A 21,937-nucleotide genomic window follows, 5' to 3' on the forward strand; every position below is an offset into this window, starting at 1 on the left:
TCGTATTTGACTCTAATTGTGAATTCACTTCGATACTTTGATAGAGAAGTTCGTATTTTCAGATGCTTAACTGCCATAGAATGGATACCCCTTGGCAGGAATATATATCAAAAATACTGCTATTCTTAAATCGATTTTATAAAAGATAAAAACGAGTTTATTCAATATGAAATTGATTTTAGTATCTATGAATTCAATAGAAATTTTTATGAAAACAAATCTAGAAATTATTGATTCAATTTCATCAAAACTCATACCAATTTAGTACACGTTACAACGGCAAATATTTTGCACTTAAATATCTGCCCTTCCTATTTCTAGTTTTTCCTATAATATCTTTTATCTATGAGATTCCCCTTCTTTTCCTTATCGCCTATCACAAACGTTTCTTGGTATACTAACTTACAATCACTGACACGTTCCATTGCTTCTTTGTTGCTTATCTTCTCGACCACTGGTCGCTTCATACCTCTACTAGCTGAGAATAATGGCATCCCTGTTGGATAATACTTTAATCTGCCGCCTTTAATAAACTGCTTGGACTTGCCATCCACAACTTTATCTACTACATCATAAGTTTCATCACCCTCAACATATTCAACGTCACTTAGATATACTTTGAAGTAAAGAGCAAGACCATCTGCATCATAAACTTTATGTGTATCTGTCATACCATGTCCCCATAACTCTGTGATTACATCATTTGATATGAATGGTGCTATATCTTGAAATATCAGTAGAATATGTAAATGCCACGAATTGCCATGACTCTCACCTTGTGGCTCCGCTACTGTAATTCGTTTGAATAATTTTTGACCAACTGACAATTCGGTCTGATTATTCAGATATTGTTGCAATCTTCTGAGAAACATTTTTCCATCTTCATATACTTTTGTATGGTCTATCATCACATCCGCATAGGTCAGCGTAAGCCACTTACAACTGCTTGTCTCTGTGGCATTACACCGAATCAAATCCATCAGTTTGTTGATGCTCTTTCTGACACTTTTAGGAGACTGGTATCGGTTCTCCGATTTCTTTCGCTCTTTAATCTCTCCAGTTTCTTTATCAAGATATTTGTCCTTTGAGATGTTCTGTATCAGACACTTTTTATTCACTCCAGCTGAAAACTGGACTTCTCGGGTATTTCCCGCTATTTTGAATTTTACTTCGGTATTCTCGTGGAGAATAATCTGATTTGAATTTACTTTTCTAATTTTCATAATAAAATGCACCTTTCGTAACAAATTTTTTTGTTACAAATAGTGCGTTTATATGAAGATATTGGAACTACACCTTAAAATCCGATTGTATACCCAATGCAATTTTTTTTGCTTAAGTCTATTAATTCATATCATGTATTGCATCACTTCGTGAGAGACATGATACTGAATTAATAGACAAGGATTTACGGAGTTGGAAGTCCTAAAGTATAACCCTAATAAATTTAAATATCTAATCGCCAATAGCTATTAAACTTTTATTTTCTGAAATTGCTTTCTTGCATAGTTTATCTAAGTGCAAAAAAATATTTATAGCATCATCTACATCTTCATATTCTTGTAAAAAATCACTTTCTAAAATATATTCACAAATTTTACTTATTTGAGTGATTTTTTCATTTTCTAATAAAGTATCAGCATATGGATCAATATCCATAAGACAACTTATTTCAAAATCGATAATGCTACTGTTTGTATATATATACTCTTGTAATTCCTCGTGCAAACTAACAAAATCATCAAACTCTGTAAGTACCTTTTTAGAATTTACTATATCTTTTGATTTTGCAATATAAAAATCTAATCCCATCTTATTCTCCTATTATTCTTATTTTCTCGGGTACGCTGTTATAACATTACCAAATTTGTCGACAACAACCCTAATTGTATTAACTGGTTTTCCATTACTATTTTTTCCAATAGCGTTCTTATATGTATATTCAATTAGCTTTCGCCCATTAGTTGAAGGAGTCACTTTTGAATCTTGGCTTGTCAATGCTTTATTAATTCCTTTTTTTATATCAAAGTTATTATTAAACTTACTTTTGTTTGGAACGGTAGAATTAGGACCATGATTTTCCATAATATGTTCTTCTGCATTCTTACTTATTTTACCAGTCTCAGAGCCTCCCTTGGCAAACCTACCTTACTATTATTATAATATAGACCAGCTATAGATGTTTTCCATAGCTGGTCTAACAAAATCTTTATACTTTCTTTAAACTATAAATTATTTTACCATAAACATGTCTATTAAACTGTCAAGTTTACTTTTATAGTACAATAGTTCATTTATTCCTTCTTTTTCACTACTAATTTCATTTAGCATCTCATTAAATTCATCATCACATTTCAGCATACTAATATCTATTTCATCCTTTTTGATGTACTTTGAGACCACCCCCATTATAAACATATCAATCTCTACTAATTCTGCATATAAATCATATAATTCATCATCTTCTGGTGTATTCGGAAACTCCAAATTATATATTTCCTCATATTTTGCTTTTATATCATTCTTTTTAATCCCAAAATGTAACCAATTTTCCATCTGTTGTCCAATATCCTCCTACTTTGTTTTTGCCTTTGCCTGTTTGAATTTTTATTCCTTTTGTACCATCCTTTAATGTTACTTCTTTCCCATGACTTTTGTTTTTATTATAAAAATCCATCGCATCTTCCGTGTACTGCTCTAATGTTCTTCCTTTTCCGTGTTTCTTCAAATGATAGTCCATGGACTCTTCAACAGTATCAAATGTTGCTTTATACCATTTAGATTTAGTCTCAGAGCCTCCCTTACTAACATCCTCACCAAGCTTCTTACTTGCACTTATCGATATTTTGATTCCAGCCGCAGTTTCTGTAGCTCCCAACACCATTATTCCAAATCCTGCTCCAGATATTTCTATCTGACCAGTCGCAGTAGATACTAACGTTATGCCCGCTCCCTTTTGCATGGTGCTTGCTCCTGACGCAGCAGTTATAAGTCCTAACAGCATTGATGTAATATCTCCTGCTATTTCACCCTTGTTATAGGTGGTCTGATACGTCTTGCTATATGGTTCGCTTCCAATATCCATATTATACACATTCTTTAATACACTGTCCGCAAATCCTCCAAAAAATGTGGCTAGCTGTTTTACTGGCTCTGGCATTCCATTTACAGCATTCATTACCTTGGTTTGGATTTTCTTTGCTTCCATACACATCTTTTGTTCCGCCTCAAATAGTGCGGTCACTAATTTATTATCTACATATGCATAGCTGCTTGTTACATTTGTAACATTTGCTCCTCCAAATCTGTTTTGTAAACTCTGCGTCACTGGGTCTACTGGTGGTGTATCATCAGACTGATTGGCTAGGTATTCTGTAAACGGATCGGTATAACCTCCTCCACTCTGTCCAGAAGAATTGTAGGAACCCGTAGCACCGGTTCTGCTTCCTCCACTTCCTCCGCCTGTGGCTGAACTGTTACTCTTGGGCCCTCCTGTAATCGTATTGATTACTGTGTTAACTGCTTTTGTTACTGTTTTCTTTACGGTATTTGCTATATTCTTGATACCGTTCCATACAGCATTTACTGTTTTTTTGACTGTTTCTAATCCCTTATCAACTACTTGCTTTACCTTATTTATCGCATTACTAAACCATCCATGTCCACTCGGATCCATCAGATTCACTGGGTTATTCCCCGTATAGGTGTACAGGTTAAGCGTCAACGGATCTTCTAGCATTCCAAGGTAAGTATCTTGAGTCAGGAATCCTCCGATATTACTATTATAATACCTTGCCCTTAGATACTGCAATCCGGTATTCCAATCTACTGCTTCCGCGTTGTATTGGTAGGGACTGTATGTATCCCCATTTACTGTTGCACTTCCGTATGCATCATATTGATAGCTTACCACTGCATTTCCATAAATACTTGTTAATGCCGATACACTTCCTCTTCCATCATAGATGTAATACTGGGTCTGACTAGCATCACGCCTTTGATTTGTATAACTATTTCGTTGTACACCATAATCGTAGACAGACGCTACTTCTCCATTCACATCATACTCCATTAATACTTGTGTATACTCTTGATTCACATCATTGACATAGCTGGTCATTCTGTAATTTTGACGTTCGATTTCTTCGGTTCCACTTGGAATCAATACAGTGTCATACAATATCTTTTCGTAACCACTTAATGCCTCTGGTTCATCATCCGGGATAAAATCCTCTATTTCCCTTGACATTGGTTCGATTTTGATTTCTTTTTCTGTCTTTTCGTCTAACATTGAACCATCCGGACTTGTTTTTGTTTCCTCTTCCTTTTTCGTCTCTGTAATGGTTTCTATTTCCGCCTGTGTTGACGCATCTTCGTTTTGCTTTGTATTTTCATATTCTGTGGTCGTAATATGTCTTACAATATAATATTGATTCGTCAAATAATCCCAAGCATCATGAAACCAAGAAGATAAGTATGAAGATGCACCGCCAAAGCCTTGTATAATCCCTTGTCCAAATCCATACCAGAAGAAATGATTCGTTGGATCGACATAAAGCTTTGATTCATCAATCGTAGTGGTAGGTGCATATTCCTTTGGCTCTCCCTTTGAATTATTTGTATCGGTGGTTTTAGTCGTGGTTGTTGTCGTCGTTTGTGTGGTCTTTGTTAATGTAACCCAAACATCGTATCTGATAAATGTCTTTTTAATTGTATCTATTACATGATCCCATGTGGTCTTATCATAATAAGTATCCCATTCTACTGGTTTTTGTCTACTTTGCTCTCCATGTTCAAAATCTCCATGTTCCGCTATGGTTTCCTCATAACTGCTTTTTGTCTTTTCCACAGTAAAAATTCGATTTCCGTCACCATCATAGAGCGCTGCCATCAAAAGTGTTCCCTGCTTCTTAATAGAACTCAAACGATTTTCTACGTCATAGGAATATTCTACAATCTCCTCTCCGGGAGCAAGCTCTTTTACCATATTCCCATTAGCATCGTATTCGTAAGTAGTCTCACCCTTTAGGCTGTCAATTGAAGTAATCAGTCTGTTCGCTTTGTTGTAATGGTTCTCAATCAGTTGTTTTCTTGCCGTTTCTTCAGATTTTTCAATACAGATTCGATTCCCTGCCTTGTCATAGGTATATCGTGTTTCACTCTTTTTTCCGTTTTCTACACTTATTACTTTCGTTAATTGTCCTCGAAGGTCATAGGAAAACGTATTTTCTATCTTAATTTTCTCCTTGTCCTTATAACGGTTTTCCTCTTCCTTTGTAATAAAACCACTGTTATCGTAAGTATAATAATAAGCAGAAATAATCTTATCCTCTGCATCCAGATTTTCAACTGCGGTTACCTGATTCAATATATCGTAGGTAAGCTTAGTGGTCGTCTGGTTTGGTCGTTCAATCTGAATCAAATTTCCTTTTTCATCATAGGTATAGAAAGTTTTTCGGTTGTTTCGATCGGTTAACAAGGTTAATCGGTCTATTGCATCATAACTATAGCTGACTGCTTTCCCATCTGGATAGGTAAGTTTCGATAAATTGCCATACTCATCATAGGTATACACAATTTCTTTCCCATCGCTTGTCTTCACAGAACCAATTCTTCCCGCTTCATCATAGGTATAGGAAGTCGTGCCTGTCACATCCTCCATAGATATCTGGCGACCTTCCTCATCATAAGCATATAATACATTTTGTTCTTTGTACTCTTCACCGTAGGAAATGCTTACCAACTGATCAAGCTTATTGTAATCGTATTTAATTGTGGAGCCATCTGGTTGTTTTGCTTCCTTTAGCCTGCCCTCCATGTCATAGACAAATTCCTGCACCTCGGATAGCGGATTGGTCATAGATGTCATTTTGCCGAGCAGATCGTAGGTATAGCTAGTTGTATTTTGATTTCCGTCCGTAACACTGGTTAAGTTTCCTACCGTATCATAGGTATAATAAGTTTCAACCTGTTCAGAATCCGTTACCTGTATCAACTGGTCTGCCAGATTATATGTATAATCAATTGTTCTTTCTTCTTCATCCTTTAGCTGGGTGATGTTTCCATTTCCATCGTAGGCAAGTCCTAAGCGATTGCCTTTTGCATCTTTAATGGCAGTGATCTGTCCCATTTTATCATATTCATAAGAGGTCTTTTGCCCCATTGGATCAATAATTGCGGCCAACTGGTTTCTCACATCATACTCAAATTTAGTTGTCTGATCCAGTGCATTTGTGACAGTCGTCTGATTTCCCATTGCATCATAGCTATAACTGGTGATTCTCCCACCGTTCTCTGTAATTTTAGTCAAGTTACCCTGTATGTCATAGGTTAACTCTGTTATTTTACCAACTGGATTAGTTAGACTTGAGATACGGTCTAACGCATCATAGGAATAGGTCGAAGTACCTCCAAGTGGCGTTATGACACTGACCAAATTGCCTCTCTCATCATAGGCGTAAGAGGTTGTTGCATTTTCTTCATTGGTAGTGGTCAACACACGGTGCTGCTTGTCATAGGTATAAGATATTTCCCTGCCTGACTGGTCGCGCTCTTTGACTAAGTCTCCTACTTCATTGTATTCATATTGTTTGAATAGCTGTTGTGGGGCTTCAATCTTTGTTAGTCTTCCGATTGCATCATACTCATAAGTAAATTCTGCTGTATTTGGAAGAATTCGTTTTGTCATCTGCCCTAATTTGTCGTATTCCATCGTGGTTACCGCCCCAAGGGGATTGGTAATCATGATATTGTTACCATGACCGTCGTAGGTATATTGATAGCTTCCTCCATTCGGAGTTACAAGCTGAATTAGCTGACTTACATTGTCATAGGTATAGTTTGTTACATATCCTAATGCGTCCTGATACTTTAAAAGATTTCCCAAAGCGTCATAAAGATATTGCTCTTTTCCCCCATCTGCATTTAGTACTGCAATTACTCGTCCAAGAGCATCGTAGGTGTATTTTGTTTCATTTCCATTTTTATCTCTATTTGCTATAATGTTTCCTGTCTTATCATATGAAATAGTTTGGATATTACCTGCCGCATCGGTAATTTGTGTCAGATTGCCAAGTACATCATACGTATAACTGTTTTTTTCCCCTAAAGGATTGGTATCGCTGGTTAGATTTCCAAGTTTGTCATAGGTATATTGATAGGTTCGCATGGCATGATCTTCTTTAGAAATCAAACGATTATTTTTATCATACTCATATTTGGTTACTTTCCCCTCTGGGTCTGTAATACGGATTACGTTCCCCATTGTATCATAATCATACTTTGTCTGATTTCCGTCAAAGCTTACAACACTTATCAGGTTTTGATTTTTATCGTGGGTATATGTCGTTGTTTGTCCCATACTGTTTGTAATGGAAGCAACATTTCCCATGGCATTGTATGTATATGAAGTTGAACTGCCTGCATTGTTTTCTTCCTGAATCAAGCGCCCTGCTTTATCATATTGATAATAAGTAATTAGTCCTTCACTATCCGTAGACTTAATTCGCAGATTTCTATTATCATAAACATGTGTAACCTCCATACCATTTGGAGATATTATTTTGGTATTATTTCCATTGGCATCATATTCCAGTTTGTAAATATTACCATTTGCATCTGTTATTTTTGTTGCCAATCCTCTATGATCGAACTCGTAATTGGTCTTACCGTTTAATGCATTGGTTATAGTGGAAATATTACCGGAAGAATCATAAGTGTATTCGGTCACATAATGATTGGCATCAACTATTTTAGTAATTTGATTTACAGCATCTAAAATATATTTTGTTTGATTCCCCATTGGGTCTGTAATCTGTGTAAGATTATTGTTTCCATCAAAAGAATAGCTGGTTTTGTTTCCATTTGGGTCAATCCTAGCTGTCATATTGCCTAACGCATCATGTTCATACGTTGTTTCATAGCCCAAGGCGTCTATACTTTTCAATAGATTTCCTACTGCATCATAAGTATATTTAAGCGTGCCTCCATTTGGTAATGTCAGAGCCGTCACTTGATTTAACTTATCATAAGTAAATGTATACCTTTTTCCATCACTATATTGTGCCTGTGTTATATTGTTATTCAAATCATAAGTATACGTAACGGTGAGACCACTCGCATTGGTTAATTCTTTTAATCTATTAGCACCATCATAGGAATAGGTTGTCTTTCCCCCCAAAGCATCCATTTGTTCTAACAATAATCCTAATGCGGAATAAGTATATTGTGTCTTGGCACCTGAATCATCTGTAACTGATGTAATTTGATTGGTTCGGTAATCATAGGAATATACTATTGCATTTTGATTTGGTTGTATTTCTTTTACCAAATTACCTACTGCATCATATTCATAACGAAACGTATTTCCTTCACCATTGATTATGGTTGTATTATTTCCTACGCTATCATAACCATAAGCGGTGATAATACCCTGAGGATCTATCATTTTTGTTCTATTACCAAGAGCATCGTATTCATAAGAAAATGTTCTCCCCATTGGATCTATTAATGACAAAATATTTCCGTTTCCATCATGAATAAACGTAGTTTTCGCTCCATTAAAATCTGTAATGGATGTTATGTTTCCTGCCTTATCATAAGTGTAGTATGTACTTTTTCCAGCACCATTTGTTTCTTTTATTTTTCTTCCTGCATTATCATATGTATAGCTGGTTGTCTTACCTGCTGCATCGATTACCGCTGTAATATCTCCACTTGCATTATATGTAAACGTTCTCGTTTGTCCTTTTGCGTCGGTAACGGAACGTATCCAAGGTCCTTGATATGTAAATGTGGTATGGTTTCCTTTTGGATCAGTAACTTTCGTCAAATGGTTGTTTCCATCATACGTGTACGAAAAGACTCGATTCTCAGGTTGAACCACCTTTGTCAGGTTTAGTTTTGAATCGTATTCATATCTTGTTTGCTTTCCTTCATAATCTGTTTGTGATGTTAGCGCATTCATAGTATTATAAGTAAATGTTTTGCTTGCTCCATCGAATCTGGTTTCTTTGATAATATTTCCGTTTGCATCGTATTCATAGAAAGTGGTATGGGCAAGAGCATCTGTTTCAGAAACCATTTGATTATTCTGGTATGTTCTGCTAATACTTGTTCCATTCGGATAGATAATTTTTGTTGTTCGATATTGATCATCATAGTAATAAGTGGTGGTATTCCCATTTCCATCATTGGTAATAGTTCTTCCTGCTGCATACGAAAGTGTGCTTTCTTTGCCATTTGCATCAATTTGACTTACAATGCGGTTTTCACTGTCATAAGTATTTAATATAACTCTGTTACCGTTCCCATCAAACCACTTTGTCATGCGATGCTTATCATCATATTCGTATCGAATGGTTATCCCAAGTTCATCTGTGTAACTAGTCAGATTCTCCGAGGTATCATATCCGTAGGTAATTTGTTTCCCATTTGGTAAAGTAATAGCTATAATATTACCGTTATCATTGCAGGTTACCTTGTAAATAAATCCCGTACTTGATGCAATTTGACGAATGAAATAATTATCATCATAAGTAATTGTAATCGTATTGTTTTTAACATCTGTTATTCTCGTCAAATATCCAAATTCATTAAAGGTTTTCTTAATCTTGTCATGATTTGTTATAGTATATTCATACACTTTATAGGATTTTTCTTTTGTTCCCATCAATACGGTTCTAGAATCTACTGCAACCCGCTCTAATGAATAATTGTATCCAGCAGGTGGAGTATATGAATTTCCATTTTTGGTAAATACGAGAGAACTTCCATCTCCACGGCTATAAATGATATTAAAATTTTCATCCATGGAAATTTGTTCTTCGTATTCCGTTTGCCATCCGCGACCAAATAATCCATTTTTATCAGCTCCTTTTGCATTATAATTTCTTGTAATAGCAAAGTCTTTTGTTTCATCTGGAATACTGGCATCTGTTTGCTCCATAAAAAAATTACCTGTATTTAGGTTAATTGGTTCAAATCCAAATTCACAATGCAGACCTCGTCCCATTAACATTGCATCAATTTGTGCCTTCCCTGAATCGTTTAGTTTTGGTGGATTATATGGTTTGTTTGCATTTTTCTTTGGATTACGGATAAACAGAGTATTATTTTTCACCACTAGCATATCAGCCGCCTTATTATCAAAGAGCATTTGATTAAGTGGAACTCCATAATACTTTGCAATCTTTGGTAATGTATCAAATTGCGTAACTTTATAGACTAAAAATGACTCACTTCTTGCCCTGTTTCCTGTTGTTCCATCTTTTGAAGCAGTGGCACTAATCTGGTATTACACATTAAAGTCATAATCTACAAAGGGGAGCATCGTTTGCCAGTTGGAAAGTTTGTCCTTGTATTTGGTAGTTCCTGAAGGAAATAAGCTATTTGTCGCACTACTATCTGGAAACACCTTGAAAAAACCTGCAAGAACTGAAGAATTAAAGCTTTTGGAAGTGTCATTTAATTCGTATTTTACAGTTGCACCAGGCTTTGCTTCTCCATCTGCGTAAACACCATGAAAAAAATGTTTTCCGTTAATATTTGCTTCAATTAATGTACGTAAATTAATAGTTGTATCATTAAGTGAATACGCATTTTCATCTAACTCACCTTCATACTTCCAATCTATTACAATCTTTGGTTTTTTGCTTTTGCTAATTCCACTGGACTCATAGGTGTAAAACTCTGCATTAGTTTTTGTCTCATTATTCGCAATTAAAACAAGACCATGAACTGGTGCAATCCCTTCTACCCATCGACTTACGGTATCTCTAATATCAATTTCATGTTTTCCTTTTTTAGAATTAAAGCTGCTTTTTTCACCTGCCATTTCTCTATTAATGGATACTGTATCTTTCCATGTCATTCCATCAATCCCGGCTTCATGTGGCAATGCCTCTTCTAAACGATAACAGGTAATTTTTCCTTTTTCATTTCCAGCATATTGATATAAATTAAGTGTAGCATTGGTAATTACCGCATTATCTGGAAGCATAGCAGTAAATGGATAACCGATTATGACATAACTTCTACTCTTTCCATAAACTTCATCATATCCAACGTATCCAGTTGTACTGGATAAAAAGTTTGAGCCTGAGCATATAGAATAAATTACAATATCCTTATCGATTGTATCAATAGAAGGATCTATGTGTATGGGATATACCCTTTCATCACTATTAAGCCATGTTTCATCTGCTTCCATGCTTACAATATAATTCCCCTCTTTCTCCTCCAATGAAAGTGTAATATTCTTACTTTCTGCTCCTGCTTCATCTTTCATAAGCGGTGCAGACAGCAACATAGAAGGAATATTCTCTCCTTCCTTGAATAAGTAAACTACATTGTCTATTAACCTAGCAGATAATCCCTTTTTTGAAAGCTCATAAGTATATATATTTTTATCTGTTTTTTCATTCAATATGATATCTTCTTTTACGCCAAAGGTATCAACCGTATATTGAATGTCGATATTTTCATATACCTGATTATATAAAATAGCATTTTCTTTCACTGCTACTTTACTATAATCTCCCTCGACTGGTTGCAAGGTAATCGAGAAATCATCTTTGTTTAATGTGATTCCATTCGATTCGCTGGCCTCCCCAGGTAGTATAACTTCCATATTATTGCTACTGTTTTTATAGGCCGTAACTACTTCTTTTATCTCTTTAATTACTTCCTCTTCCTCTGTCTCGGTCTGAATTGACTCGTCCTTAATTGTCGTATTTTCTTCATCTTTAATAATTCTTTGATTGCTTAGAATTTTTTCTTGAATCAACATTGATATGTCGTTATTTTTTTTATTTTCTTTGATATCTTCTTCTTTGGTATCTTCTTTATCAATTACAGTCTCTATTTCTTTTTCTTCTATAATTGGCTCGAGCGTATTATCAATTTCTATTTCTTGTCCATTTTCATCGATATATGTATTTGGTATTTCACTATAAACCGTTTTGTAAGCTCCCTCTGCAGTCTTGTAGACCTTTGTATATTGTGTAACTTCAATTGGTGAACCATATAATTGTTCGAATTCATCTACCTCTTCATCTAAAATAGGATACATCAGGTCCTCTTTTTGTTCTTCTGATTGATTTTCTTTTTTTTCATCGATTACTTCTTTATCATCCTCTGTCTTTTTTGAAGTTTCTTCTTGCCCTTCGTCCTTATTTTCATCAGTTTTAGGAAGCTTATCCTTTTCATCAGAATTATCTTCCTTTGATTCTTGATCCGTTTCTTCTATTATCGGTTGCTCTATCGTTGGCTTGTCTGCATCATTTTCCGTATTTTCTTTTTGATTATCGTCTGTATCCTGACTGTCACTAGTTGGACTCTCACTAGCACTGTCTTCTTCTGGAATATTTATATTACTTTGACTATCCTCTATTTGTATAACACTTTCGTCTGTTTCTGAATATATATTTGCATTTGGATATTCAAAAATTTCTTTTTCACTTCCCTTAGACTCTTTTTCACTTCGCACATCTTCAACTATTTGAGCAAAGGACGTAAGTGAATTAGTACTAAACAGGCATACTGTTAATAAACAAGCAACTATTTTTTTGTATTTTTTCATAACTATCCCCTTTTTAATTTAGCTCTCGTTAACTTTTTCCTGATTTGTTATATAAAATGTAATTATTATGACAAGTGTTATCGTTCCAGCAGATATAAAAGAACGTACTATTAATGCTCCATAGCTAGCTCCAATCATTTGCATTATAGAATTTATCAATGTCAGGGCGCAGCAAAAAACTGCAAGAAGTAACATATGGTCTTTTATAAACTTCCACTGCATACCATTCATTAACTTTACAAAATACAGTAATAAAAACGCGTTCACTGGCCCATTTGCCAATTGTAGTCCCAGGTCTATAAAACTTTTCAACCTATCTATATCATCGAAACGTTGTACAAAAATCACACCAATTACACCAAATAGTACTGCTAATATAATTCTAATTGCAATAAATATTATGAAAACCTTCCATAGTATATAAAGTTTTTCTTTGATTCTCATCTTCCCTTGGAATGAAAACATAGAGTAAAGCATTCCAAAACCACCAAAGCATATTGCAAATATTCCTATAAAATACCATGCTGTAAAATAAAAGCTATGATTAATAAAGTCTGATACAATAAAAGGAATAAAGAAATATGATGCTATGCTAAGAGACAAACTCTCACAAAATAGCATAATAAAATGTCTGCATTTTCCTTTACTAAAAAGATATAATTTCTTTTTATTCTCCTCCCACATATTCATCATTTATCCACTCTCCTTCCATGATAATTCCATTAGAATATGTAAATATTCCTTTCCCATCTCTAAGATTATTTTTAAAGTTTCCTTCGTAGGAACCAATTTTTTTATTATTTTCATCCTGATATGTTTCAAAACCATATCCTTCTTTTACATTGTTTACCCATTCACCAGTATAATAATCTCCATTTTCATAGGTCATCTTCCCTGTCCCATTTCTTTTTCCATCTTTAAAACTTCCCTCGTATGTCCATCCTTGCACTGATATTAATATTCCTTCTCCATTCTCCCTGTCATTTACAAAGTTTCCTTTATAACAATCCCCATTAGCAAATACATAAATGCCAAATCCATGTTTTAATCCTTCCCTAAAATTTCCTTTGTACGAAAAACCATGAACACTTGTGAAAGAACCTTCACCATTCCACATATCGTGCTCCCATGCTCCTTCATATACAGACCCATCCGCAAAATAGTAGATACCTTCTCCAGATTTTTCTCCATTCACAAAATCCCCTGTATAGGAGTCACCATTTGGATACTGCATAGAGCCTCGCCCCTCAATTACATCATGTACCCAATCCCCCTGATAAGACCATCCATCGGGGCTATCATATTCTCCATATCCTTCATAATAATTATCTGTAACTTCATTGATATTAGAATAATTTGTATTATAGTCTCGCATACCTTTTTCTTCATAATTTGATACTTGAGCGATATCTTTGGACTCTGTAGTCTCTGCTGTTATGCTCTCTTTCGACTCTTTATTTATGATTGAATTCTTTTCTTGGGAATCACTCGTTTGGTTATTTTTTTTTGAACTATCAGAATTTTTTACTATGTATTCCTTTTCTTCTATATATCCAATAGGCTCTTCCTTTTTAGATAAAAAATTGGCTGTTATTACACGCTTATCTTTTGGTATTTCTCTTATAAAAATAAGCACACAAAGAAGACATAGTATACATATGAGAACTATGTTTTTTTTGATTTTCCCTTTCATTACTCCCACACTCCTATTTCCTTTTTATTAGCACTTACCATTTATACCATTTATGTGAAAAATTTGTGAAATTAACACCTTCTTCTGATACTAGTTCCAAGGTGTTGCCAAATGCTTATGAAAGCAGAGTGTTTTTATGGCGTTATACAGGACTTTAAAAGGCTGTCGACTTTGTCAACAGCCCTAGACCAGCATCTTTTGATGCTGGGCCCAAATACTTTTACGACTCCTTATATAACACCGCAGACGCCGTTAATCCCGAGCCTACGCTACAAAATATACAATAATCCCCTTTTGAGACTTCATTTTCTTCCATCGCATGGGTATATGCAAGAATTGGACTACTTGTCCCTGTATATCCATAGATATCTCCCACATATTTCAATTTTTCTCTTGGAAAAGAAAGTTGTGAGGATACATTGTTAATTGCAGCTTCTGAAAATTGGGTCATAAAGACCATTTTGATATCTTCCATCTCTAACTTATTTTCATTTGCAACCTGTTTGATTATTTTGGCGCATCTGTTTTCGGCTTCAGTGGTATCAAAAGGAGTCCATTTCCATTTCTTCTTTTCTTCTGCTACAGTAGAATCATAAAGATTGGATAACCCACATTCTGGCATCAAAATATAGTCATGTAGGTTTGTATTCGTTGCATAAACAGAATCTAGGAATCCAGCTTCCGATTCATCTGTCTGTACTTCTAATATGGCTGTGGCAGCTGCATCTCCCATACAAGCATAGGTAATGGGGTCTGTAGGTAAACCGTAGTGATGAATCATGGTCGATCCGACTACCATAATCCGCTTGATTCTATGATTGCTTTTCATGAGAGCAGAGGCTTGATCTAGCGCAACTACCATACCAACACAATTTGCATTTAAATCATACACTGTGTGCGCATTTTCTGCTCCAAGTGCATGTCTTAGCATAATTGCGTTTGAAGGAGAGGTGTACTCTGGCGTGTCTGTACTAAAAATAATTCCATCCAAATCAAGTGGCGATAATTTCGCCTTGGCTAGAGTAATTTTTGCTGCTTCCTCTGCCATTGTTAATACGGTTTCTTTTTTATCCTTGCTAATAAATCTATTTTTTCTACCCAAATGTGCCATAAGATGCTCCACTTGGACACCAAGTTTTGGATCCATCTTTGCATAATAATCTACAAAAAACTGGTTCGAGACTACTTCCCTTGGATGATAGATTCCTGTTGCTTTCATAATTATGTTTCGCTGCATATGAATCTCCTTTCCAGAATGTACTTGCCTTTTTATTGTTCCATTTGGGAAATTAAATTTATCAGTTCCAGAATTTTGTCATCCAAACTTTGGAAACCTTCATAGATGTTTTGCATATTTGTATTTTGTCCATCGGACTTAATTGCAACCTCTGTTATGTTTTGTGACATTGCATCCGTTGATACCGATATTTCTTTTGTCTGCATTGTAACTAGTTTTGTATTGTTTTCTAATTCACTCACCTTTTCATGAATGTCACGAATACTACTTACTACTTTCTCAATGAATTCATATACAGTCGCAAAAGTAGTTACTGTCTCATCCGTACGAAGTAAACTTTCTTTCATTGCCTCTTGTCCGTGATTAATTTTATCTGCAATAACCGTAGAACTATTAAGAAGAGGCCTTAAAATCCCTCCAATTTGTTCTACACTATTTGCACTATTTTCTGCTAATTTCCTGATTTCTTCAGCTACAACAGCAAATCCTTTTCCAAGCTCTCCTGCTCTGGCTGCTTCAATACTCGCATTTAGTGCCAAAAGATTCGTCTGTTCTGCAATATTATCAATGCTTTGTAAAATATTTTCAATATTTTGAGTTTGACCAGTAAATGCCTGCATTAACGTGGCAGTATCATCTATGATTACGTTTAGCTCCTTGAATTTTTCAGCCATTGATTTAACAGATACATCACCTGATTTGATGATTTCAACATTTTTTGTTGATAATTCTTCTAACTCACCAGATACTTGATAAACAGAAGTCGTATGTTCATAATTCTTTTCCATATACTCATAGATGGAAGTAGCTGATATAGATTGTTCCTCTGTAATGGCAGCTGCATTTGTAAAAGAATCATTGATTTCTCTAGAAGCCTCTGCTGTTTCACTCACTGATTTTTTTACCAACTCGCTAAACTGCTTTAAAAAGTTGATAGAATCGGTTACTTTTATAAGTAAATTTTTAATTGATTCATTATTGTTTTTAATTTCCTCTACTTGCTTTTCGGATTCCTTTTGTAGTTGATTAATTAAATGAACCAAATCACATAAAATGATGCAACCTAAGCACATATAAAACAATATGATTAAAATCCCTTGCATATTGTCATAGTTAATAAACATCTTCGTTCCATACATAAAATAGAATGTAATTAACAAGATAATATTTGACACATAAATTAAAACGATTAAAATTCTTTTTTGGAATAAACTGATAAAAATTAGATTGAAAAATAATAAAAAGACCGTATTTAAACTTGGGTGTACGACTGTTATTGCAATTGCATGAACAATTAACCCTGTAAATGCGAAATATTTCATACTAGATATTAAAACTTTCTTCCACGCAACAATGGTAAAAATAATTGCTACGGCCGCCCCCAATGTTACTAATACAACGATAACATTCTTAGGTGACCCTCCAAAATAGTTACATATCACCCCCAGAATTACAGAAATCCAAAGTAGTTTAGTAGCTATTTTAATTTGTGCATACTCACGAGAACTTATTCTCTTTTGTGCCTCCATGCGATATATCCCCTTTCTATGCAAAACAAAATTTACAAATATATATCGACATAAACTAGAATGCATTTAATACCAAAATTAACCAATCATTTATCATCTAGCTTCAATTCTGTTGTTTGAAACATAGAATAAATACAATCGCCAAATTTTGTTATAAGAAGTCATACAATTCCCCGCATAAAATAAAAGAGAATGTGGGCTTAAACCTACACTCTCCTTTATTTCTTTATCTAAGCCAAACTCTGCGAATCTGTAGCAAATCCTTTTACATACGTAAAAGCATGCGCTACAGGAGGTATGGCAATCACAACTAATGTAATAATTCCTTCCACACCAATTGTCACTCCATTATAAGCTAATGAATAGGTGAGAGGTGACATCGTCTCTGGTGCATACATTCCAAAAAAGATGACTCCTGATAATACAGAACAAATATAGCGGCCAACTATTCCAACTATATATCCCTTTATCAGTCCATTCTTCTTATTGGAAAATAAGCCTGAAAGGCCTAAGGCTCCAAATGCAAATATGTAGTCAAGTAGCATTTGTGGCAAACTAATAATGTATGGATCAATGATAAGCTGTAAAAATGCATATGCAACACTTGTCATAAGTCCAACTTTTAAGCCATACCAATATCCAATTAAACAAATAAATAACATGCTTAGTAGTGTTACAGAGCCTCCCATAGGCAAGTCCAAAAACTTTATTTTGGAAGTTACGATTCCAATCGCCAACGCAAGTCCAGCAAATATCATGGATTTGGTATTGATACGTTTGGTTTGCTCCTTTTTACCAATCAATCCTGCCAAAAGGATAAGTGCAAGCATTGCAATCACTAAAATGATATAACCAGCACCTGTGATGGAATACGTGGTACCATAATCATCCACTACTTTGGTTACAAAAAATGACATAAAAAATCCTCCTTAAGTAAGTAACTTGGAGGGGCCTGTTTGGTGTGCTTCCTTACGCCGGTATTACCCGGTTCAAGTCATGAGGGTCCGTACAAATGTACTGTCTCAGCCAATGGCTCCCCTAGCATTAAAATGCTATAAAATTGTTTCAAGTTTAATATACTTTTATTTTTAAAAAAAGTCAATCTATATTTTATTATCTTCTAACAAATACTATTAAAAAGAAGTGGGGTTTAGAATGATTATGAACCTTAATCTTTATTTAAGAAATTGTATCTTTTAATCTTTCAGAAAAACGATTATAATACTAGGGAGTAATGATAATTACTAAAATGTTCCATACAAGGAGGAAACAACTTTGAAGCTTTTATCTATAGCAATCCCTTGCTATAATTCGCAAAACTATATGAGAAAGTGTATTGATTCTCTGTTGATAGGCGGAGAGGATGTTGAAATAATTATTGTAAATGACGGTTCATCTGATCAAACCGCACAAATAGCCAATGAATATGCCGCTTCTTATCCATCCATTGTCAAAGCAATTCATCAGCCAAACGGTGGTCATGGAGAAGCTGTTAATACTGGAATCAAGAATGCTACTGGCTTATATTTTAAGGTTGTTGACAGTGATGACTGGGTAAACGACCAAGCATATTTTAAAATTTTAGATACGTTAAGAACCATATTAGGCGGAAATCAATCCCTTGATATGCTAATCAGTAATTTTGTCTACGAAAAACAAGGTGCATCTCATAAAAAGGTTATGAGCTATAAGAGTGCCTTTCCTCAAGATGAGATCTTTACTTGGGACAAAGCTAAGCATTTTAAAAAAGGTCAGTATATTTTAATGCATTCTGTTATCTACCGTACTCAACTTTTAATTGACTGCAGATTAGAGCTTCCAAAGCACACTTTTTACGTAGATAACTTATTTGTATATCAACCTTTACCATTTGTCAAAACAATGTATTATTTAAATGTAAATTTCTATCGCTACTTTATAGGACGAGACGACCAATCAGTTCATGAAAGTGTGATGATAGGAAGAATTGATCAACAGATTTTTGTAAATAAACTAATGATTGAATCCTATGATGTATATAAAATAGCCAATCGAAAGTTACGAAAGTACATGATTAGTTATCTGGAGATTATTACCACAATATCATCCATTTTGTTAATACGTTCTGGAACGGATGAAAATTTTGAAAAGAAACAAGAGCTATGGCGTTATTTGAAAAAACAAAATAAAAGACTTTACTTTAAGCTTCGCTTTGGACTTTTAGGCCGTTATGTTAACCTTCCTGGGAAAAGTGGCAGAAAAGTATCAATTGCTGGCTATAAATTAACCCAAAAGTTTTTTGGATTTAATTAAATTTTTGTTTTAATCATAAAAGGAGCACACTACCTCATTCTAGGTATGTTGTGCTCCTTGATTTATACTCTTTTTATTACTTCTTTTTTCCATTTTTATAGATTAGGTTGGCTATCATTAATATGATGTAAATAAAACCAGCATCAATAAAAATATACTGTAGGCTCCACTCAGCTCCCATATCAGAAACAGTCAACATGTGATATAATCTTTGCATATCCATTGGATAATTATGATAAACAACTACCCAAGGATTTATCAATCCATATTCATACGTAAAATAATTCATATCGTGGTAGATTGGTCCTGTTTTTCTTACAAATGAAAGAACTAAGATAAAGAGACAAATTGCAAAATAATATCTTTTTTTAGGAGCATATTTTATAAGAAACTTTATTACTTTATTCATTATTTCCTCGCTGTGAAATCAAATGCATAACTCATGTTCTGATCTAATATACACTATCCCCCTCTCCCTTTTTTTATAATTATTATATCCCACATAATATATTATTAAATTTATAATATATTATGTTTATTATTATAAACACTTAATTTTTTTTTTGTCAAGTTCTTTATATGGATTGTTTTATTTCTATATTTAATAAATTGTTTTATTTTTACATCTTATTTCCTTAATATTTAACATTAGTCATCTAATCTAATAAATTATAATTAATTTTCAATTTTTTAATTATATAATGTTATTTAACAAAACGTTATATGATTATTCCAAATCTTTCCATTTCTCCAAACTCAATAACTGTTCTCGACAAAAGTTCTACTAAAAAAAGACAACCGCTTCCTCAAAAGAAGCTAGTTGTCTACACTCTAAATCAATATACATCTGCAACATCGTCCTCCCTCTCTTTAAGCATTAAGAGAGAGTGCGTTGATATTCATTTTCTTTACTATCTGATAAAATTAATTCGTTACGATATACCAAAGTATATGCAACTCCTGCCATAATAAAAGCAGTGATTACATCAAATACAGAATGTTGCTTAAGCATAACTGTGGACATAATTATTAATGTCATTAATATAAATGATGCAAAGCAAAGTCCCTTTTTCTCCTTTAACTTATCACTCTTTACAATTGCAAGATGTGTTCCAATGGAATTATATACGTGTATACTTGGAAATAAATTAGTCGGTGTATCCGCTTTATAGAGAGCGCTCACCATTTTTGTAAAAATATTATTATGCTCAAACGTTGTTGGTCTTAACAAATGACCATTTGGATAGACTGTTGATATAATCAAAAAAATGGTCATACCAGAAAATAAAAACAAACACATTTTCCGATAACTTCTCATATCATAAAAAAAGAAATACAAAAAAGTAACAGCTACATATGCAAACCATAGCATATAAGGAATAATAAACACCTCATTAAACGGTATCTTATCGTCTATATCCATATGAATGACATGGTAAGATTTTACTACATGCTTCTCCAAATAAACAAACCATGGAAGATATATTGCAAAATATAGCCACGTTACAGCATGTTTATATTTTTTTAAAAACTCTTTTAAATTCATAAATACCAACCTTTCAAAGAATGGAATGTACTACTGTGAATTATAGCATACTGTTTTTTTATTAACAACTAATTCTCAATAACTTAATAAAGTCTTAAGTAACTAAAAGATATTTCCAGTTATCATGGTCAGCTTCTCATTTAAAGTATGAACCAAAACTTCATCTTGTATCCCAAAAATTTCACCATCTGTATGCACATGAAGTTTTTTTGAAGCTTTTAATCTCAACTTTTTACATCGCATCATGTCAACTGCTTGAAATCTTGTATGCTTTCCAAAATATGCAGTTGGAAGAAAAAACAATAATTTTACTTTACTAATGTTTTTCACCACACATACATCTATTTTCCCATCTTGATAGCTAGCATTTGGGCAGAGCATTAAGCCACCACCTTCATATTTATGTATATGTGATGATATAAAATATATTCTTTTGTAATTTCTTTTATATGTTTCATCGATGGTTACTTCTACATTAACGGTTTGAAACATTATGATTTGCTTTAATGCAAGTACCACGTATGTTAACTTACCAAGTTTAAGCTTATTTAACGTCTTTTTTAATTGCGAATCCAACGCTTCCTGACAGATTGCAGCATCGAATCCCATTCCGCTGCTGACAATAAATCTTCTGGCTTTATTTTTCGCTTTTACCTCACCTATATCTAAATGGACAAAATACTTTGGATTTAGTATATTAAATATCGCTTCTTTGGGACTTGATGGAAGACGAAGACTTCGAGCCAAATCATTGCTTGATCCTGTGGGAATATAACCTAGGGTTACATTTTTAAAATTAAGAATACCCCCTACCACTTCGTTTACCGTACCATCTCCACCTAAAACAACCAATCGAAGCTTTTGATGATTGCTCGTTAGTTCTTTTGCTAGCCAGGTTGCATGTCCCTTATATTCCGTAAAAAACACCTTATAATTGATATTTTCTTTTTTTAACTCTTTTTTTACCTGTTTCCAGATTACTTTTGCATATCCTGATTTTGAATGTAAATTGACAATGAAATAAAGCATATATGATAATCTCCTCCTTTGTCCACTCATA

15 protein-coding genes and 1 riboswitch are annotated in these 21,937 nt (G+C 34.0%); of the genes, 1 reads left to right on the forward strand and 14 read right to left on the reverse strand.

Annotation, left to right across the window (positions count from 1 at the left end; genetic code table 11):
- Positions 1-317: 317 nt before the first annotated feature.
- From F7O84_RS10965 to thiT, 11 genes are all read right to left on the reverse strand, one after another.
- Positions 318-1,223: a rolling circle replication-associated protein gene (locus F7O84_RS10965; protein ID WP_151144878.1), complete on the reverse strand. Its 906-nt coding sequence runs from the start codon at positions 1,221-1,223 to the stop codon at positions 318-320.
- Positions 1,224-1,455: 232 nt separating this feature from the next.
- Positions 1,456-1,812 carry a hypothetical protein gene (locus F7O84_RS10970; RefSeq protein WP_151144881.1) on the reverse strand — a complete coding sequence of 119 codons (357 nt, stop codon included), beginning with the start codon at positions 1,810-1,812 and terminating at the stop codon, positions 1,456-1,458.
- Between the two features lie 18 nt (positions 1,813-1,830).
- The gene (locus tag F7O84_RS10975) at positions 1,831-2,085 is read right to left on the reverse strand and encodes a hypothetical protein (RefSeq protein WP_151144884.1); all 255 of its coding nucleotides are present in this window, start codon (positions 2,083-2,085) and stop codon (positions 1,831-1,833) included.
- 147 nt (positions 2,086-2,232) lie between these two features.
- Positions 2,233-2,556 (reverse strand): hypothetical protein, encoded by a 324-nt coding sequence (locus F7O84_RS10980; RefSeq protein ID WP_151144886.1) that lies wholly within the window; start codon positions 2,554-2,556, stop codon positions 2,233-2,235.
- Positions 2,528-10,156, reverse strand: coding sequence for a DUF6531 domain-containing protein (locus F7O84_RS10985; RefSeq protein ID WP_151144888.1), 7,629 nt, complete (start codon positions 10,154-10,156; stop codon positions 2,528-2,530). The genes F7O84_RS10980 and F7O84_RS10985 overlap by 29 nt, the downstream gene beginning before the upstream one ends.
- Before the next feature lie 138 nt (positions 10,157-10,294).
- Entirely contained in the window at positions 10,295-12,580 is a 2,286-nt protein-coding gene (locus tag F7O84_RS10990) for a DNRLRE domain-containing protein (RefSeq protein ID WP_151144890.1), read from the reverse strand.
- 18 nt (positions 12,581-12,598) lie between these two features.
- Positions 12,599-13,273 (reverse strand): hypothetical protein, encoded by a 675-nt coding sequence (locus F7O84_RS10995; RefSeq protein WP_151144893.1) that lies wholly within the window; start codon positions 13,271-13,273, stop codon positions 12,599-12,601.
- Positions 13,248-14,216 carry an MORN repeat-containing protein gene (locus F7O84_RS11000; RefSeq protein ID WP_192451725.1) on the reverse strand — a complete coding sequence of 323 codons (969 nt, stop codon included), beginning with the start codon at positions 14,214-14,216 and terminating at the stop codon, positions 13,248-13,250. Before F7O84_RS11000 ends, F7O84_RS10995 begins: the two co-directional genes overlap by 26 nt.
- A gap of 277 nt (positions 14,217-14,493) precedes the next feature.
- Positions 14,494-15,510 (reverse strand): ketoacyl-ACP synthase III, encoded by a 1,017-nt coding sequence (locus F7O84_RS11005; RefSeq protein ID WP_151144898.1) that lies wholly within the window; start codon positions 15,508-15,510, stop codon positions 14,494-14,496.
- 32 nt (positions 15,511-15,542) lie between these two features.
- Positions 15,543-17,039 carry a methyl-accepting chemotaxis protein gene (locus tag F7O84_RS11010; RefSeq protein WP_192451726.1) on the reverse strand — a complete coding sequence of 499 codons (1,497 nt, stop codon included), beginning with the start codon at positions 17,037-17,039 and terminating at the stop codon, positions 15,543-15,545.
- A gap of 230 nt (positions 17,040-17,269) precedes the next feature.
- Entirely contained in the window at positions 17,270-17,956 is a 687-nt protein-coding gene (gene thiT, locus F7O84_RS11015; RefSeq protein ID WP_151144904.1) for an energy-coupled thiamine transporter ThiT, read from the reverse strand.
- 32 nt (positions 17,957-17,988) lie between these two features.
- Positions 17,989-18,089: riboswitch (TPP riboswitch) on the reverse strand.
- A gap of 225 nt (positions 18,090-18,314) precedes the next feature.
- On the opposite strand from thiT, the gene F7O84_RS11020 reads away from it, so the two are divergent.
- Entirely contained in the window at positions 18,315-19,331 is a 1,017-nt protein-coding gene (locus F7O84_RS11020; protein ID WP_151144907.1) for a glycosyltransferase family 2 protein, read from the forward strand.
- 76 nt (positions 19,332-19,407) lie between these two features.
- On the opposite strand, the gene F7O84_RS11025 is transcribed toward F7O84_RS11020, so the two are convergent.
- From F7O84_RS11025 to F7O84_RS11035, 3 genes are all read right to left on the reverse strand, one after another.
- Entirely contained in the window at positions 19,408-19,740 is a 333-nt protein-coding gene (locus tag F7O84_RS11025) for a hypothetical protein (protein WP_151144910.1), read from the reverse strand.
- A 468-nt stretch (positions 19,741-20,208) separates the two neighbouring features.
- Positions 20,209-20,877 carry a phosphatase PAP2 family protein gene (locus F7O84_RS11030; RefSeq protein ID WP_151144913.1) on the reverse strand — a complete coding sequence of 223 codons (669 nt, stop codon included), beginning with the start codon at positions 20,875-20,877 and terminating at the stop codon, positions 20,209-20,211.
- A 102-nt stretch (positions 20,878-20,979) separates the two neighbouring features.
- On the reverse strand, positions 20,980-21,906 hold the full coding sequence (locus F7O84_RS11035; protein ID WP_192451727.1) for a diacylglycerol/lipid kinase family protein: 927 nt from the start codon (positions 21,904-21,906) through the stop codon (positions 20,980-20,982).
- Positions 21,907-21,937 lie beyond the last annotated feature (31 nt).

This window comes from Candidatus Galacturonatibacter soehngenii (assembly GCF_008830185.1).
GTDB classification, from domain to species: domain Bacteria; phylum Bacillota; class Clostridia; order Lachnospirales; family Lachnospiraceae; genus Lachnotalea; species Lachnotalea soehngenii.